A 14895-nucleotide genomic window follows, 5' to 3' on the forward strand; every position below is an offset into this window, starting at 1 on the left:
CCCCTGCGACGACAGGCCCGACGAGCCGGAGGTGCCGACCAAGTGCCGAACTTCGACGAGCCCGAGCGCGGTGCGATCGAGCTGGGCGCGGTGCTGCACGCGTTGAGCGACCCCACCCGGCTGGCGGTGGTCCGGCAGATCGAGGCCGACGGCGAACGCCTGTGCGGCGCGCTGCTGGTCGACGTCGCCAAGTCCACGTTGTCGCAGCACCTGCGGGTGCTGCGGGAGGCGGGCATCACCCGCACCAGGGCGCGCGGCAACCAGCGGTGGGTGTCGCTGCGGCGCGACGACCTCGACGAGCTGTTCCCCGGCCTGCTCGACGTCGTGCTCCAGGCCGCCGAGCGGACCTGCCGCAAGACGACCGGCAGACCCGCCGACCGGGGCACGGGCGAGGACCCGGTGGTCGCGGTGGGTGTGACGCGCTGAGCGCACCGAGGGTGGTCGCGCCGAGCGCACCGGAGCACGGGCGACGACCCGGTGGGCGTGCACTGAGCCCACCAGCGCGCGGTCGCGGTGGGCGTGACGCGGTGAGCGGCCCGGCGGCACGGGCACGTGCCGGGAACGATCGGCCGCGCTTCGGCGGGGCGCGTTGCTGGTGGACCTCGGTGTGCCTAGGCTGCGCCCAGGCAGAGGACTAGGAATCGGGAAGGCGATGTCGACACCGGAGCACGCGGGCCACCCGTGGGGCGCACCCCCACCGCCCCCGCCACGGTCCGGTGTGCCGCGCGCCTCGGTCGAGCTGAGCCTCGCCCCGCACGCCGCACCGGCCGACGACGACGCGACCGAGCAGGTCGCGGGCGACATCGGGCCGACCGGCAGGCCCCTGCGCCACGTCGCCGAACCTCCGCTGATCGCCCGGCACGGCCCGGCGAAGATCCTCGCCGTGTGCAACCAGAAGGGCGGGGTCGGCAAGACCACGTCCACCATCAACCTCGGCGCGGCCCTCACCGAGTACGGCCGGCGGGTGCTGCTGGTCGACTTCGACCCCCAGGGCGCGCTGTCGGTCGGCCTGGGCGTGCACCCGCACCAGCTCGACCAGACCATCTACAACGTGATCATGGAGCGCGACGTCGGCGTCGACGACGTGATCATGCGCACCCCGGTCGAGGGCATGGACCTGCTGCCCAGCAACATCGACCTCTCCGCCGCCGAGATCCAGCTCGTGTCCGAGGTGGGCCGGGAGCACACGCTCGTGCGCACGCTGCGGCCCGTCATCGACCACTACGACTACGTGCTGGTGGACTGCCAGCCGTCGCTCGGCCTGCTCACGGTCAACGCCCTGGCGGCGGCCGACGGCGTCCTCATCCCGCTGGAGTGCGAGTTCTTCAGCCTGCGCGGGGTCGCCCTGCTGATAGACACCATCGAGAAGGTCAGGGAGCGGTTGAACCCGAAGCTCGAGATCACCGGCATCCTCGCCACCATGTACGACCCGCGCACCCTGCACTCGCGCGAGGTGATGGCGCGCGTGGTCGAGGCGTTCGGCGACGTCGTGTTCGACACGGTGATCAACCGCACCGTCCGGTTCCCGGAGACGACCGTCGCCGGCGAGCCGATCACCCGCTGGGCGCCGCGCTCGGGGGGCGCGAGGGCGTACCGCGCGTTGGCGCGCGAGGTGATCGCCCGGTGACGCGACGCCCATCGCTGCCGGGCGCGTCCGAGCTGTTCCGCCTCACGACCGGTGCCGCGTCCGCGGACGCCACCACGCCCGACCGGCCCGCCCAACGCCGCGGCACGGGGCGGCAGAAGCACTCCACCAAGATCACCGTGTACGTGTCCGACGAGGAGCTGCTGGCGCTGGAGCACGCGCGGCTCGCGCTGCGCGGCGAGCACGGGCTCGCGGTCGACCGGGGACGCGTGGTGCGCGAGGCCATCGCGATCGTGCTGGACGACCTCGAAGGCCACGGCGACGACTCGCTGCTCGTGCGTAGGTTGCGCGAGCAGTGAGCGGTGACGCGCCGGAGACCGACACCGAGGCGCCCGCGCCGGTCGAGGTCGCGCCGCCCGAGGCCCCGCCCGCGCCCGACGACGGCCGGTTCAAGGTCAAGCTGACCAACTTCGAGGGCCCGTTCGACCTGCTGCTCCAGCTGATCTCGCAGCACACGCTCGACGTGACCGAGGTGGCGTTGCACCAGGTCACCGACGACTTCATCGCGCACATCCGGGCGCTGGGCGACCAGTGGGACCTGGACGAGACCACCGAGTTCCTGGTCATCGCGGCGACCCTGCTCGACCTCAAGGCGGCCCGCCTGCTGCCCGCGGGCGACGTGGAGGACGAGGAGGACCTCGCGCTGCTGGAAGCGCGGGACCTGCTGTTCGCGCGCCTGCTGCAGTACCGGGCGTACAAGCAGGTCGCGGCGCTGTTCGGGGAGCTGGAACGGGGCGCGTACCGGCGCTACCCGCGGTCGGTGGCGCTGGAGCAGCGCTACGAGGGGCTGCTGCCCGAGGTGATGCTCGGCGTGGACGCCCGGCGGTTCGCCGAGATCGCCGCCGCCGTGTTCCGGCCCAAGCCCCCGCCGACGGTGTCCACCTCGCACATCCACCAGCACCGGGTCTCGGTGCGCGAGCACGCCGACCTGCTGCGCGCGCAGCTCGCGGAGGCCGGCACGGCGACGTTCGCCGAGATCATCGCCGAGTGCACGGAGACGATGGAGGTCGTCGCGCGGTTCCTCGCGCTGCTGGAGCTGTACCGGGAGAAGGTGCTGGCGTTCGAGCAGCCGGACCCGCTCGGCGAGCTGCGCATCACGTGGGTCGGCGGGACGATCGAACAGGCGCGGGCACAGGCCCGCGACGAGGACGAGGAGTACGGGTGAGCGACCAGGTCGAGCGGGTCGGGGCACCGGGGGAACCGCGCACCCCGGCGGACGCGGCGGGGGACCCCGCGCCGGCCCTGTTCCCGACGCCGGAGCCGCCCGCCGACGAGGAGGCCGAGGCGGGCGGCCTGCCCGACCTGTCCGACGACGTCGAGTTCGAGGGCGCGCTGGAGTCGATCCTGCTCGTCGTGGACAGCCCGATCGCCGAGGAGCAGCTCGCCGGCGTGCTGGAGCAGTCCGTGGCACGGGTCACCGCCGCCCTCCACCGGCTGGCCGCCCGGTACACCGAGCAGGGCAGCGGCATCGACCTGCGTAGAATCGGCGACGGCTGGCGGTTCTACACGCGGGACCGCTTCGCGCCATTCGTGGAGAAGCTGCTGCTCGACGGGCAGCGCGCCAAGCTCACCCGGGCCGCGTTGGAGACACTCGCGGTCATCGCCTACCGGCAGCCCGTGACCAGGGCCCGGATCGCGGCGGTGCGCGGGGTGAACGTGGACGGGGTGATCCGCACGCTCGTCGCGCGCGGCCTGATCGCCGAGACGGGCACGGACTCCGACACGGGTGGCATCCTTTACCGCACGACCGAACTGTTCCTGGAGCGGTTGGGGCTGTCGTCGTTGGGCGATCTGCCGCCGATCGCCCCCCTGTTGCCCGAAGTGGATGCGATCGACGATGTCTGACCAGGCCCACCCCGAGGGGATCCGGCTCCAGAAGGTGCTCGCCAAGGCGGGCATCGCCTCGCGGCGGGTCGCCGAGGAGCTGATCGAACTCGGCCGCGTCCAGGTCGACGGCGAGGTGGTCCGCGAGCAGGGCCGCCGCATCGACCCGGACACCGCCGTCGTGCACGTGGACGGCGTGCGCGTGGTGCTGAAGGAAGACGTCGTCACCATCGCGTTCAACAAGCCGCGCGGCGTGCTGTCCACCATGCACGACGACGCCCACCGGCCGTGCGTCGGCGACTACCTGCACCAGCGCAAGGAACGCCTGTTCCACGTCGGCCGGCTCGACGCCGACACCGAGGGCCTGCTGCTGCTGACCAACGACGGCGACCTCGCGCACCGGCTCATGCACCCGTCCTACGAGATCACCAAGACCTACCTGGCCGAGGTGCCCGGCCCGATCCCGAAGGACCTGGGCAAGCGGTTGCGCGCGGGCGTCGAGCTGGAGGACGGCCCGATCGCGGTCGACTCGTTCAAGCTGATCTCGTCCATGCCGGGCAAGGCGCTGGTGGAGGTGGTCCTGCACGAGGGCCGCAAGCACATCGTGCGCCGCCTGCTCGACCACGTCGGCCACCCCGTGCAGAGCCTGGTCCGCACCGCCGTCGGCGACGTGCGGCTGGGCAACCAGCGCCCCGGCTCCATGCGGGTGCTCAACCGGCAGGAAGTCGGCTCCCTCTACAAGGCCGTCGGGCTGTAGCCGGGACGGGCGCTCGGCGGGGTTCCCTACCCCGCCGAGCGCCCTCCTGTTCAGCGCCTGCCCCGCTCCACCGCCCGCTGCCTCGGGGCGCGGTTCTCCCACAGGTCGGCCCCGGCGTGGGACCTGTCGACGGCGGCGGGCCGGTCACCGCGCTCGCCGTCGGCCGCCGCGTGCTCGCACGCTCGTCGGCGCGGGCGGTTCGGCGCTGCGCTCCCGGGGAACCAACCCGGACGAGGTGGTGTCCCGGATCCGCGCCACCGCCCACCCCGCCGTCACCGGCCGGCGGCCCACGTCCCCGATATGCCCTACGACCCGCCCTGCGCCAACCCCTGATTCCACTCAGCGGAAGGGATTCGGCCGCGCCGGCGCGGTTCGGGCGCCCGTTGCAAGATCACATCATGAAGTTTTCCCGCCACTCATTGTGGTGGCGGACTTCTCTCTCTAGATTGAGCCGGGTTGGCTGGGGTTGATCAACTGGGAAGAGGCGTTTGCGCGTGCGTGCGCTCACCCGAGGACTGCTCGGTGTGGCCGGGTTCCTCGTCGTCTGGGAGCTGTTCGGCCGGTCCCGGCTGGTTCCCTCGGAGTACCTGCCACCGCCGTCCGTCGTAGCGGTGGAACTCGTGAAGTTGTTGGGGGATGAGGCTTTCCTGCGGGACGTCCTCGCGACGGTCCTCGCCGTCCTCATCGCCGTGGGGCTGTCCGCCGGGATCGCCGTCCCGCTGGGCCTCGTCCTGGGCAGCGTGGCGTCCGTCCGGCACGCCACCCGCGCGGTGATCGAGTTCCTGCGCCCCATCCCGTCGGTGGCGCTGATCCCGTTGGCGGTGCTGCTGCTGGGCATCGGGCCGGAAACCAAGATCACCCTCGCGGTGTACGCGGCGATCTGGCCCATCCTGTTCAACACCATCTACGCGCTCGACGAGCTCGACCCCCTGCTGGTCGAGACGGCACGCGCGTTCGGCGCGGGCCGGCTGCGCGTGCTGGCGTCCGTGGCGCTGCCCAGCGCGTCGCCGTTCGTGCTGACCGGCATCCGGCTCGCCGCCACGACGAGCCTGGTCGTGATCGTCAGCGTGGAACTGCTCGAAGGCGGCTCCGGCGGCATCGGGCAGTACATCGCGATCGCGCGCAGCGGCGCGGGCCGGATGGACATCGTCCTCGCCGGCACCGTGGTCGCGGGCGTGATCGGCTACGCCCTCAACGAAGGACTGGAACGGGCCCAGCGGCGCTGGGTCGGCTGGAGCTCGGTCACCGGAGGTCGGTCGTGACCCGATTCGTCCAGCGGTGGGCGGTGTTCGCGGGCCTCGTCGTGGTCTGGGAACTGCTCACCTGGTACGCAGACGACACGTTCTTCCCGCCGCCGTCGGAGATCGTCGCGGCGGCGCACGACCTGTGGTTCTCCGGCCCCGCCGGGGACCTGTTCCTCACCGACGCGGTGTTCGAGCACATGCTGCCGAGCATCGGCCGGTTGCTCGCCGGGTGGGGCATCGCCGCCGTGCTCGGCATCTCGCTCGGCGTCGCGCTCGGCCGTTCCGCGACGGCCACCGAGTACGTCGGGCCCCTGCTGACGTTCATGCGCTCGATCCCGCCGCCGCTGCTGGTGCCGGTGTTCCTGCTCGTGTTCAGCGTCGGCACCCGGATGCAGCTCGCCACGATCGTCTTCGGCGTGCTGTGGCCGATCCTGCTCAACACCGTCGACGGAGCCCGCTCCGTCGACGCCACGAAGTTCGAGACCTCGGCGGTGTTCCGCATCCCCAAGCCACAGTGGATCCTCGGTGTCGTCCTGCCTTCCGCGGCGCCGAAGATCTTCGCCGGGTTGCGGGTCTCCCTGTCGCTGTCGCTGGTGCTCATGGTCGTCTCCGAACTGGTCGGAACCGACAACGGGATCGGGTCGCAACTCCTCGTCGCACAGCGGGAGTTCGACTTCCCCGACATGTGGGCCGGGATCATCCTGCTGGGTGTCCTCGGCTACGCCCTCAACACCGTGCTCCTCGCCTTCGAGCGCAAAGCCCTTGCGTGGCAACCGAAGCAGGAGCGCACCCCCGCGACGGTGGAGGAAAAAGTATGACCGCGATGCTCGAAGTGGCCGACCTCGGCCACACGTACCAGGCGAAGGACGGCGCGCACACCGCGATCGCCGACCTGTCGTTCACCGTCGGCACCGGCGAGCTGGTCTGCGTGGTCGGCCCGTCCGGCTGCGGCAAGTCCACGCTGCTGCGCACCATCTCCGGCCTGATCCGCCCGACCCGCGGCGAGATCAGCCTGCACGGCAACGAGGTCCGGGGCGTGCCCGACGACCTGGCCGTGGTGTTCCAGGACTACAGCCGCTCGCTGTTCCCCTGGTTGACGGTGCAGAAGAACGTCGAGTTCCCGCTGCGCCGCAGCCTCGGTCGCGCCGAGCGCCGCGCCCGCGCGGCCGAGGCGCTGGAGTGGGTCGGCCTGTCGGCGGCGGGGCGCAAGTACCCGTGGCAGCTCTCCGGCGGCATGCAGCAGCGCGTCGCCATCGCCCGCGCGCTGGCCTACCGTCCCGCGCTGCTGCTGATGGACGAGCCGTTCGCGTCGGTGGACGCGCAGACCCGGTTCGAGCTGGAGGACCTGCTGCTGAAGGTGCGCACCGAGCAGGACACCACGGTGCTCGTGGTGACGCACGACATCGACGAAAGCGTCTACCTCGGCGACCGGATCCTCGTGCTGTCCACGTCGCCCGCCTCGGTGGTGGCCGACCTGAAGGTGGACCTGCCCGCGCAGCGGGACCAGATCACCACGCGCGAGTCCGAGGCGTTCGTCGCGCTGCGGGCGGAGGTCGCGCGGTTGCTGAACGTCGGCAAGACCTCGGAGGAGGTCCGGGCGCGGCGGTTGGCGAACGAGCAGCAGGCGGCGAAGTGGGCCGAGGCGGAGCGGGCGGAGGTCTCGCGGGCCGAGGCCGAGGAGCGCGCCACGACCTGAACACCCTCCCGGTAAGCCCCTGGCACGTGCGACGGGCGATCCGCGGCTCGACGGCCCTCCCGGGCCGGCGACGCGGGTCGCCCGTTGTCGTTGTGGCGGACGGGTTTCCGGGCGGCGTACGGGGCGCTGAGCGCGTCCGTGAGGGGTGGGACCCGGGGCTGTGGGCGGGGGACGCCCGCAGAGCGCGGACGAGCGGCCCTGGGGCGTGTGCCGGGGCCTGGTCGGGCCGGCCCGGACGGCCGTCGCCGACCGGGGATCACGCCGGTTCACCGCCGCGTTTCGACGGTGGTCGTTCGCAACGATTCGACATCGGTCCGGGCCGGAAATTGATCAACCGCCACCGCCGGGTGATCAGCGTGCGGTCATTGACCGATTACCCGGCGTGGCGCCGGCCGGGGTCTTGTCGGCCGTGCCGCGGTCATTCCATCGGGAATTCCTATGGGGTCCGGCCGCCGCCGGCCCGCCCCCTCGCGGGGCGCGACGGGGTCCAGGGGGTGGAATCGGCGGCGAATGCAGTGCGATTCCCGTGCGCCGGGGGTGTCGGATTCGTCGTCGGCCCCGATTCTTCCGGGGATGCGGCCGTCGCTTGTTCTCCGAGTGCGGCCATTGCCTTGTTCTCCGGGACGGGCACAACGCGTGCCGTGGCGGAGAACAAGGCTCCGGCTTTCCGCTCTCAGTGCCGGGTGATCGCGCGGACGTCGCCGCGGGGAACGGCCCGGCTAATCGTAAGTTGGTCTTCTCAAGGCCCTACGTAGTTTTGCGCGAAATAGCCCGCCGACGACCCGGAGGCGATGAGGTGTTCGAGTCGGGCCTGGCCCAACCGGCTCAGGAACGGCTCCGGCGAACGGTGGATCATGAACACCATCCACTGCGAGAACTCCTGCGCACGCCACACGCGTCGCAGGCACACCTCGGAGTAGCTCCGCAGGCCCGTCTCATCACCCGTTCGGTGGTACCGGGTCAGGGCGTCGGCCAGCACCTCGGCGTCGTGCAACGCGAGGTTCATTCCCTTTGCCCCCACCGGGGTGATGATGTGCGCGGCGTCGCCGAGGAGGTACAGCCGGCCGTGGTTCATTGGTTCGACCACGTGGCTGCGCATGTCCAGGATGCGCTTCTCGACGATGCGGCCCTCCGTCAACTTCCAGTCGGAGTCCCGTAGTGCCAACCGCTTGTGCAGCTCCGCCCACACCCGCTCGTCGGGCCAGTTGTCGACCGTGTCGTCCACGGGGACCTGGAGGTAGTAGCGCGAAACCGTGGAACTGCGGAGCATGTGCCCCGCGAATCCATCCGGGTGAAGCGCGTAAATCACCTTGTGGGTGGATGGCGGAGCCTCGGCCAGGATGCTCAGCCACTCGATGCCGTGCTGGTGGCTGAACTCCTGCACCGCGCCCGCCGGGATGCTGCGCCGGGTCACGCCGTGGAAGCCGTCCGCGCCCGCGATGAACGAGCAGTCGAGCCGCTCCCGCGTGCCGTCGGCGTTGGTCCAGGTCAGAGCCGGTTCCGGACCTTCGATGTCGTGCAGTTCGACGTCCGTGACGGACCACCGCACGTCGCCGCCGCGCTCGTCCGCGTAGTGCCGCACGAGGTCCTGGACGACCTCCTGCTGCGGGTAGATGTAGTGCGTCTGGCCGTCGTACAGGGTGGCGTAGTCCACCTCGTACGCCTGGCCGTTCACCCGGAACTCGCACGCCCCGTGCCTGTCCGCCTCTCGGAGCAACCGGTCCGCGAGCCCGTGCTCGGTCAACATCTGCACCGCGCGGTGCTCCAGGACCCCGGCGCGCGGCCGGTTCTCGATGTACTCCCGGGTGCCTTTTTCCAGCACCACGCAGGGGATTCCGGCCTCGCGGAGCAGGTTCCCCAACGTCAATCCCGCCGGGCCCGCTCCGACGATGCCCACGGGACGCCGGTTGCTCTGTACGGCCCATTCCGCGTCAAGATCGCTCACCGCATACCCCAACCTCTGGACAGCCTGTGCAAAGATGCTCACCGAAGGTAGTGGATCAGCCTTCGAGTGTCGGTCGACTGGGGTCTTGCCGAGCCACTCGTGTCACTTTGAGTGGTTCCGCAGCGCCTCCGTCGCCCGTGCATCCTGCCCCCGCAAAGTCGTCACTCCAACAGGAGATGCCCCCCATGACTCGAAGAGTCGGCCTCTCGGCACGAAGGATCTTCGGTGTAGTGTCCGCTGTCGCGATGCTCGCCGTGGTCTCCGCCTGCGGTGCGCTCGGTGGTTCCGAGGAGAAGCCCACCGAAGCCGCGGCACCGGGCAAGGTCGAAAAGGCCAAGATCACCCTTGGCCTGCTCCCCATCCTGGACGTGGCGTCGGTCCACGTCGCGATCAAGAAGGGCTACTTCAAGGAGGAGGGCCTCGAGGTCGACGCCAAGATCATCCAGGGTGGCGCCGCGGCCATCCCGGGCCTGATCAACGGCGAGCTGGACATCTCGTTCGGCAACTGGGTCTCGTTCTTCGGCGCCGAGGCGAAGGAGGCCGCCAAGAGCGTCGACGGCCTGAAGCTGGTCAGCGACGGGTACCAGGCCAAGCCCGAGATGTTCCTGATCCTCGCCAAGGCGGACTCCCCGATCAAGTCGCCGAAGGACCTCGAGGGCAAGACCATCGCGATCAACACGTTCCGGAACATCGCCGAGCTGACCGCGAAGGCGACGCTGGAGGCCAACGACGTCGACCCCGCCAAGGTCACGTTCAAGGAGTTCCCGTTCCCGGACATGGAGGCCGCGGTGCAGAACGGCACCGTCGACGCCGCCTTCATGGTCGAGCCGTTCATCAGCCGCGCCCAGCGCGCGAGCGGCCAGATCACGGTGCTCGACGCCGCGTCCGGCCCGACGGCCGACATCCCGATCGCGGGCTACGCCACGACCGGGAAGTTCGTGAAGGAGAACCCCAACACCGTCGCCGCGTTCCAGCGCGCGATGGCCAAGGGCCAGCGCGACGCGGCCGACCGGCCCACGGTCGAGCCGCTCCTGGTGGAGTACGCCAAGGTCGACAAGGAAACCGCCAGCCTCGTGCACTTCGGCGAGTTCCCGACCACGCTGGACGCCACCCGCCTGCAGCGCGTGGCGGGCCTGATGCGAACCTACGGCTTGCTGGAGAAGGACTTCGACGTCAAGCCGATGTTGGTCACCCAGTCGGGTAGCTGATCTCGACGGGGGGAGCCTGTCGCCGGGCTCCCCCCGCTCGGGGTGTTTCCCGTTCGGGTCGAGGGTGTGAAAAAGCCATGAACGCCGGTTAGCGATCGTTTAGCGCGTCCCGCCGTGGTGCGCGCGACAATGGTTGATTGGCAAACTACCGGCTGTCTCGTCCGAACGGCGGTATGACTCGGCGGATTTTTCCACCAAGATCCACCGGGTTTGTAGGGATGTGTCGTTTCACCGGGCTGGGGAGTGTGCTGACGGTGCGCGGTCACGACGACCACGCCTCCGGGAGAGATCCGGAGCGGATTCAACTCGACACGGGTGCGGCCGGGAGCGGTCCGCCCGACTCGGGTCCCGGCACAGGCGCCGTGCCCGCCGACCGGGGGATTTCCCGGTGGCGCCTGCGGAACTGGCGCCTGCGCAGCAAGCTCGCCGTGGTGCTCCTGGTGCCCGCGCTGAGCACGCTGGCCCTCGCCGGGTTGAGGTTGAACACGCAGCTCGACGACGTGGAGCTGTTCGGCCAGGTGCAGCGCGAGCTGCAGCTGTCCGCCCAGGTGGCCGCGGTCTCCGACGCGTTGCAGCTGGAGCGCGACGCCGCGGTCTGGTACGTGGCGGGCGGCCGCGGCGAGAACCTGCCCGAGCTGCAGACGCGGTCGGGCAAGGTGGACGCCGAGGTCGGCAGGCTGCGCGACGTCGCCGCCACCACGACCGGCGTCGACGACGCGGTGCGGGAGGCGTTCCAGAAGTCGTTGCAGTCGCTGGACGGCCTCAACGCGCTGCGGAACACGGTGACCACCACCAAGTACCCCGACATCTCGGTGCACAGCGCCTACGGCCAGGTGCTGGCCGCGCTGTCCCAGGTGCACCGCGCCACCGCGAGCAGCCTGAGCCACGAGACGATCACGCCGCTGGCGGGCGCCAACCTCGCGCTGTACTCGGCGAAGGAGCAGCTCTCCCAGCAGAACTCGATCCTGCTGGCGACGGCCAAGCGCGGCGAGTTCGCGCCCGGCCAGGCCAACGCGCTGCGCGCCGCGCAGTCCAGGTTGGACGCGGCGCTCACCGACTTCGCCAACACCGCGAGCCAGGACAACCGGCAGCTGCTGTCGGACACCGTGTCCGGCACGGCGGTCGACGCCCGCAACAGCCTGGTGCAGCTCGCGCTCGTGCAGCAGGACGACGCGGGCAAGGTGTCCATCTCGGACACCGACGTGATGGCGGTCGGCGAGGAGACCGCGGCGCTGCTGCGCGAGGTGTCGCAGGACATCGAGCGGCAGGCCGACCAGGCGTCGATCGACCTCACCGAGGCGGCCCGCGCGTCCGCCTGGCGCGACGCGGCGCTCGTCGCCGTGGCCCTGGTGATCGCTTTCGCCCTCATGGCGTTCGTCGCCCGCTCCATGCTGACCCCGCTGCGCCTGCTGCGCCGCACCGCGCTCGACGTGGCCCGCAACCGCCTGCCGGACGCGATCAAGCGGATCCGGACGCACCGCGACCCGGCCCGGGCCGCGGAGGAGGCGTTGGTGCCGGTGCCGATCAACACCACCGAGGAGGTCGGCCAGGTGGCGCGGGCGTTCGACGCCGTGCAGCGCGAAGCCGTCCGCCTCGCGGTCGAGCAGGTGGCGCTGCGCGCGAACGTCAACGACATGTTCATCAACCTGTCCCGGCGCTCGCAGGCGCTGGTCGAGCGGCAGATCACCGTCATCGACCGGCTGGAGCAGGACGAGCAGGACCCCGACCAGCTCGCCAGCCTCTTCGAGCTGGACCACCTGGCCACCCAGATGCGCCGCAACAGCGAGAACCTGCTGGTGCTCTCCGGCACCACGGTCAACCGCCGCGTCACCCGGCCGGTGCCGATCTCCGAGGTGCTGGGCGCCGCGGTGTCCGAGGTCGAGAAGTACGCGCGCATCCAGATCGCGCCCGCGCCGGAGCTGAAGGTGCAGGGCCGCGTGGTCAACGACCTCGCGCACCTCATCGCCGAGCTGCTGGACAACGCGACCGCGTTCTCCAAGCCCACCACCAAGGTGACCGTGCGGGCCATCGAGACCCGGCGCGGCGAGGTGTCCATCCGCATCCACGACCGCGGTGTCGGCATGCAGGAGCAGGACGTCATCGAGGCCAACACCAAGCTCGCCGACCCGCCCGAGGTCGACGTGTCCGTGGCCCGCGAGATGGGCCTGTACGTGGTCGGCCAGCTCGCCAAGCGGCACAACATCCGGGTCACGCTGAGCAACAACGACGACATAGAGGGCGGCGTCACGGCCCAGGTCGTGCTTCCGGTCGACCTGCTGCACCGCGGCCCCGAGCCGTTGCAGCCCAAGCCCGTGCCCGCGGCCCTGCCGCAGCGCCAGGTCGCGCCGCAGCTCGAGGACAGCGGCGTCGGCGTGCTGGCGGGCGTGCCCAAGTGGACGCCGGAGGTCGCGCCCGGCGGCTACGCGCCGCTGGAGCTGCCCGCCACGACCGGTCCGCAGGTCGTGCACACGCACGAGGTCGAGCCCGGCGGGTTCTTCCAGGTCGAGCAGACCCCGGTGGACGACCTGTTCACCGCCACCGTGACCGAGACCCTGCCGCCGCCCGGCGACGAGGTCCCGGACTACTCCTACCCGCCGGCCGCCGCGGCGCCCGCGCCCGCCCCGGCCGTGGTCGAAGAGGAGGACGACGCGTCCACCCAGCGGTTGCCGATCTACGAGGACGTCCTGTCGCGCTGGTTCCAGGGCGGCGAGCCCGACGGCGTGCTGCGCGGCGAGTTCGCCGACCAGCCGCAGGCCGCCGCGCCGCCGGAGACGGCGTCCGAGAAGACGATGTTCGCCGACCGGGCCGAGCTGATGGGCTCCGACGGCGGCGCGGGGCACGAGGGCACCGCCTCCGAGCAGACCGCGTACACCGACCGGTCCGACCTGATCGCGCCGTCGCCCGCGCCGGCCAGGCCGACGCCGCCCGCGCCGCGCGGCAGCACGCCCGCCGGGCTGCCCAAGCGCGAGCCCGCGCCGTCCGCGATCCCGTCGTCCGGCGCGTCGGCGCCCGGCTGGGGCGCCGCGGCCGACGACAGCTGGACGGCCGCCACCAGTGCGCTCAAGGCCCCGGTGGACGACACGACCACCGCGGGCCTGCCCAAGCGCGTCCCCAAGGCGCGCCTGATGCCGGGCTCGCTCAGCGCGCCCGCACCACGCGGAGGCGCCGCGCCCGCGTCGGCGCAGCCGTCCGCGAACGGGGCCACGCCGGCCGGCGTGGCGACCGCCGCGCCGCCGCGCCGGTCGGCCGACCGGTTGCGCCAGCGCTTCGCCACCTACCAACGCGGCGTTCAGCTCGGCCGCCAGTCCGGCGACGAGGCCGGTCTGCCGTGGGAAGGCTTGTCGTTCGGCAACGAGGACAACTCCGCCGCCCGGAGCGGCGATCAGACCAAGGAGCAGAAGTGACCACCGCAACCGAGGAACTCGACAACTTCAGTTGGCTGGTCGATGACTTCGTCGCCCGGGTCGCGGGCGTCGCGCACGCGATCGTGGTGTCCGCGGACGGCTTGTTGCTCGCCTCGTCGGAGCGGTTGCCGATCGACCGCGCCGAGCAGCTCGCCGCCGTCGCGTCGGGTCTGGTGAGCCTGAACCTGGGCGCGGCGCGGTGCTTCGAGGCGGGTGACGTCAAGCAGACCGTGGTGGAGATGGAACGGGGCTACCTGTTCCTGATGTCCATCAGCGACGGCTCGTGCCTGGCCGTGCTGGCCGCCCCCAACTGCGACATCGGCCTCATCGGCTACGCGATGACGCGGCTGGTCGAGCGGGTCGGCGTGCAGCTCACCCCGGAGATCCGCTCGCAGCTGCACGTCGCCATGCGCGGCTGAGGTCCCACCACCCGGCGAGGTCCTACTACTAGGGAAAGCAGAGCAACATGAGCGGTGGCGCTCCCGGACGGCCGGGGTCACCCGCGGCGAGCCTGACCGTCACGTCGACGAAGATCGTGGTGGCCGGCGGGTTCGGCGTCGGCAAGACGACCTTCGTCGGGTCCGTGTCGGAAATCGTGCCGCTGACCACCGAGGCGGTCATGACCGAGGCCAGCGTCGGCGTGGACGACCTGACGGCCACCCCCAACAAGATGACCACCACGGTGGCCATGGACTTCGGCCGGGTGTCGCTGGACCAGGACCTGATCCTGTACCTGTTCGGCACACCGGGCCAGCACCGGTTCTGGTTCATGTGGGACGACCTGGTGCGGGGCGCGATCGGCGCGGTCGTGCTGGTCGACACCCGCCGGCTGTCCGACGCGTTCGCCTCGATCGACTTCTTCGAGGACCGCGAGCTGCCGTACGTGGTGGGCGTGAACTGCTTCGACGGCCTGCTGCACCACCGCATCGAGGACATCCGGGAGGCGCTGACGATCGACGAGTCGGTGCCGATCGTGCCCTGCGACGCGCGCAACCGGCAGTCGACCAAGCAGACGTTGATCACGTTGGTGCAGCACGCGATGCGGCAGCCGACGTTCGCCTGACGGGACACCACGGAGGCCGCGACCGGAAATCCGGGGCCGGGCCGCCGCGGGGGGGGGGGCAAACCGGGGGGTGGGGGGCCCGGCGAGGGCCCCCCCCCGCCCCCCCACA

At 71.3% G+C, this 14895-nt stretch carries 14 protein-coding genes; 13 read left to right on the forward strand and 1 reads right to left on the reverse strand.

Going from position 1 to position 14895, the window contains the following annotated elements; all coding sequences use genetic code 11:
• Positions 1-42: 42 nt before the first annotated feature.
• The 9 genes from ACFXGA_RS25675 (at position 43) to ACFXGA_RS25715 (ending at position 7166) form a co-directional block, all read left to right on the forward strand.
• On the forward strand, positions 43-426 hold the full coding sequence (locus tag ACFXGA_RS25675) for an ArsR/SmtB family transcription factor (protein ID WP_378091902.1): 384 nt from the start codon (positions 43-45) through the stop codon (positions 424-426).
• Between the two features lie 226 nt (positions 427-652).
• Positions 653-1627, forward strand: a complete 975-nt coding sequence (locus ACFXGA_RS25680) for a ParA family protein (protein ID WP_378091904.1) — start codon at positions 653-655, stop codon at positions 1625-1627.
• Positions 1624-1944, forward strand: coding sequence for a hypothetical protein (locus ACFXGA_RS25685; protein WP_378091906.1), 321 nt, complete (start codon positions 1624-1626; stop codon positions 1942-1944). Before ACFXGA_RS25680 ends, ACFXGA_RS25685 begins: the two co-directional genes overlap by 4 nt.
• Entirely contained in the window at positions 1941-2810 is an 870-nt protein-coding gene (locus ACFXGA_RS25690) for a segregation and condensation protein A (protein ID WP_378091908.1), read from the forward strand. Before ACFXGA_RS25685 ends, ACFXGA_RS25690 begins: the two co-directional genes overlap by 4 nt.
• On the forward strand, positions 2807-3490 hold the full coding sequence (scpB, locus tag ACFXGA_RS25695; protein WP_378091910.1) for an SMC-Scp complex subunit ScpB: 684 nt from the start codon (positions 2807-2809) through the stop codon (positions 3488-3490). The genes ACFXGA_RS25690 and scpB overlap by 4 nt, the downstream gene beginning before the upstream one ends.
• The gene (locus ACFXGA_RS25700; protein WP_378091912.1) at positions 3483-4226 is read left to right on the forward strand and encodes a pseudouridine synthase; all 744 of its coding nucleotides are present in this window, start codon (positions 3483-3485) and stop codon (positions 4224-4226) included. The genes scpB and ACFXGA_RS25700 overlap by 8 nt, the downstream gene beginning before the upstream one ends.
• A gap of 494 nt (positions 4227-4720) precedes the next feature.
• Complete coding sequence (locus tag ACFXGA_RS25705) at positions 4721-5488, forward strand: ABC transporter permease (protein WP_378091914.1); 768 nt, start codon at positions 4721-4723, stop codon at positions 5486-5488.
• The gene (locus tag ACFXGA_RS25710) at positions 5485-6288 is read left to right on the forward strand and encodes an ABC transporter permease (protein WP_378091916.1); all 804 of its coding nucleotides are present in this window, start codon (positions 5485-5487) and stop codon (positions 6286-6288) included. The genes ACFXGA_RS25705 and ACFXGA_RS25710 overlap by 4 nt, the downstream gene beginning before the upstream one ends.
• Complete coding sequence (locus tag ACFXGA_RS25715; protein WP_378091918.1) at positions 6285-7166, forward strand: ABC transporter ATP-binding protein; 882 nt, start codon at positions 6285-6287, stop codon at positions 7164-7166. Before ACFXGA_RS25710 ends, ACFXGA_RS25715 begins: the two co-directional genes overlap by 4 nt.
• A gap of 739 nt (positions 7167-7905) precedes the next feature.
• Here ACFXGA_RS25715 and ACFXGA_RS25720 read toward each other — a convergent pair.
• Entirely contained in the window at positions 7906-9153 is a 1248-nt protein-coding gene (locus tag ACFXGA_RS25720; RefSeq protein ID WP_378091920.1) for a 4-hydroxybenzoate 3-monooxygenase, read from the reverse strand.
• A gap of 188 nt (positions 9154-9341) precedes the next feature.
• Here ACFXGA_RS25720 and ACFXGA_RS25725 point away from each other — a divergent pair, with 188 nt between their 5' ends.
• From ACFXGA_RS25725 to ACFXGA_RS25740, 4 genes are all read left to right on the forward strand, one after another.
• The gene (locus ACFXGA_RS25725; protein ID WP_378091922.1) at positions 9342-10319 is read left to right on the forward strand and encodes an ABC transporter substrate-binding protein; all 978 of its coding nucleotides are present in this window, start codon (positions 9342-9344) and stop codon (positions 10317-10319) included.
• 362 nt (positions 10320-10681) lie between these two features.
• Positions 10682-13723, forward strand: a complete 3042-nt coding sequence (locus ACFXGA_RS25730; protein ID WP_378091924.1) for a nitrate- and nitrite sensing domain-containing protein — start codon at positions 10682-10684, stop codon at positions 13721-13723.
• Entirely contained in the window at positions 13720-14142 is a 423-nt protein-coding gene (locus ACFXGA_RS25735) for a roadblock/LC7 domain-containing protein (RefSeq protein ID WP_073890506.1), read from the forward strand. Before ACFXGA_RS25730 ends, ACFXGA_RS25735 begins: the two co-directional genes overlap by 4 nt.
• A 47-nt stretch (positions 14143-14189) precedes the next feature.
• Positions 14190-14786, forward strand: coding sequence for an ATP/GTP-binding protein (locus tag ACFXGA_RS25740; protein ID WP_378091927.1), 597 nt, complete (start codon positions 14190-14192; stop codon positions 14784-14786).
• Positions 14787-14895: the final 109 nt, after the last annotated feature.

It is taken from the genome of Actinosynnema sp. NPDC059335 (genome assembly GCF_042752395.1).
Classification (GTDB): Bacteria; Actinomycetota; Actinomycetes; order Mycobacteriales; family Pseudonocardiaceae; genus Actinosynnema.

What these genes read in the sequence shown, in the direction of transcription:
- ACFXGA_RS25680 (WP_378091904.1), top strand. Translation starts at nt 653, where the DNA reads ATGTCGACACCGGAGCACGCGGGCCACCCGTGGGGCGCACCCCCACCG.
- ACFXGA_RS25700 (WP_378091912.1), top strand. Translation starts at nt 3,483, where the DNA reads ATGTCTGACCAGGCCCACCCCGAGGGGATCCGGCTCCAGAAGGTGCTC.
- ACFXGA_RS25740 (WP_378091927.1), top strand. Translation starts at nt 14,190, where the DNA reads ATGAGCGGTGGCGCTCCCGGACGGCCGGGGTCACCCGCGGCGAGCCTG.
- ACFXGA_RS25715 (WP_378091918.1), top strand. Translation starts at nt 6,285, where the DNA reads ATGACCGCGATGCTCGAAGTGGCCGACCTCGGCCACACGTACCAGGCG.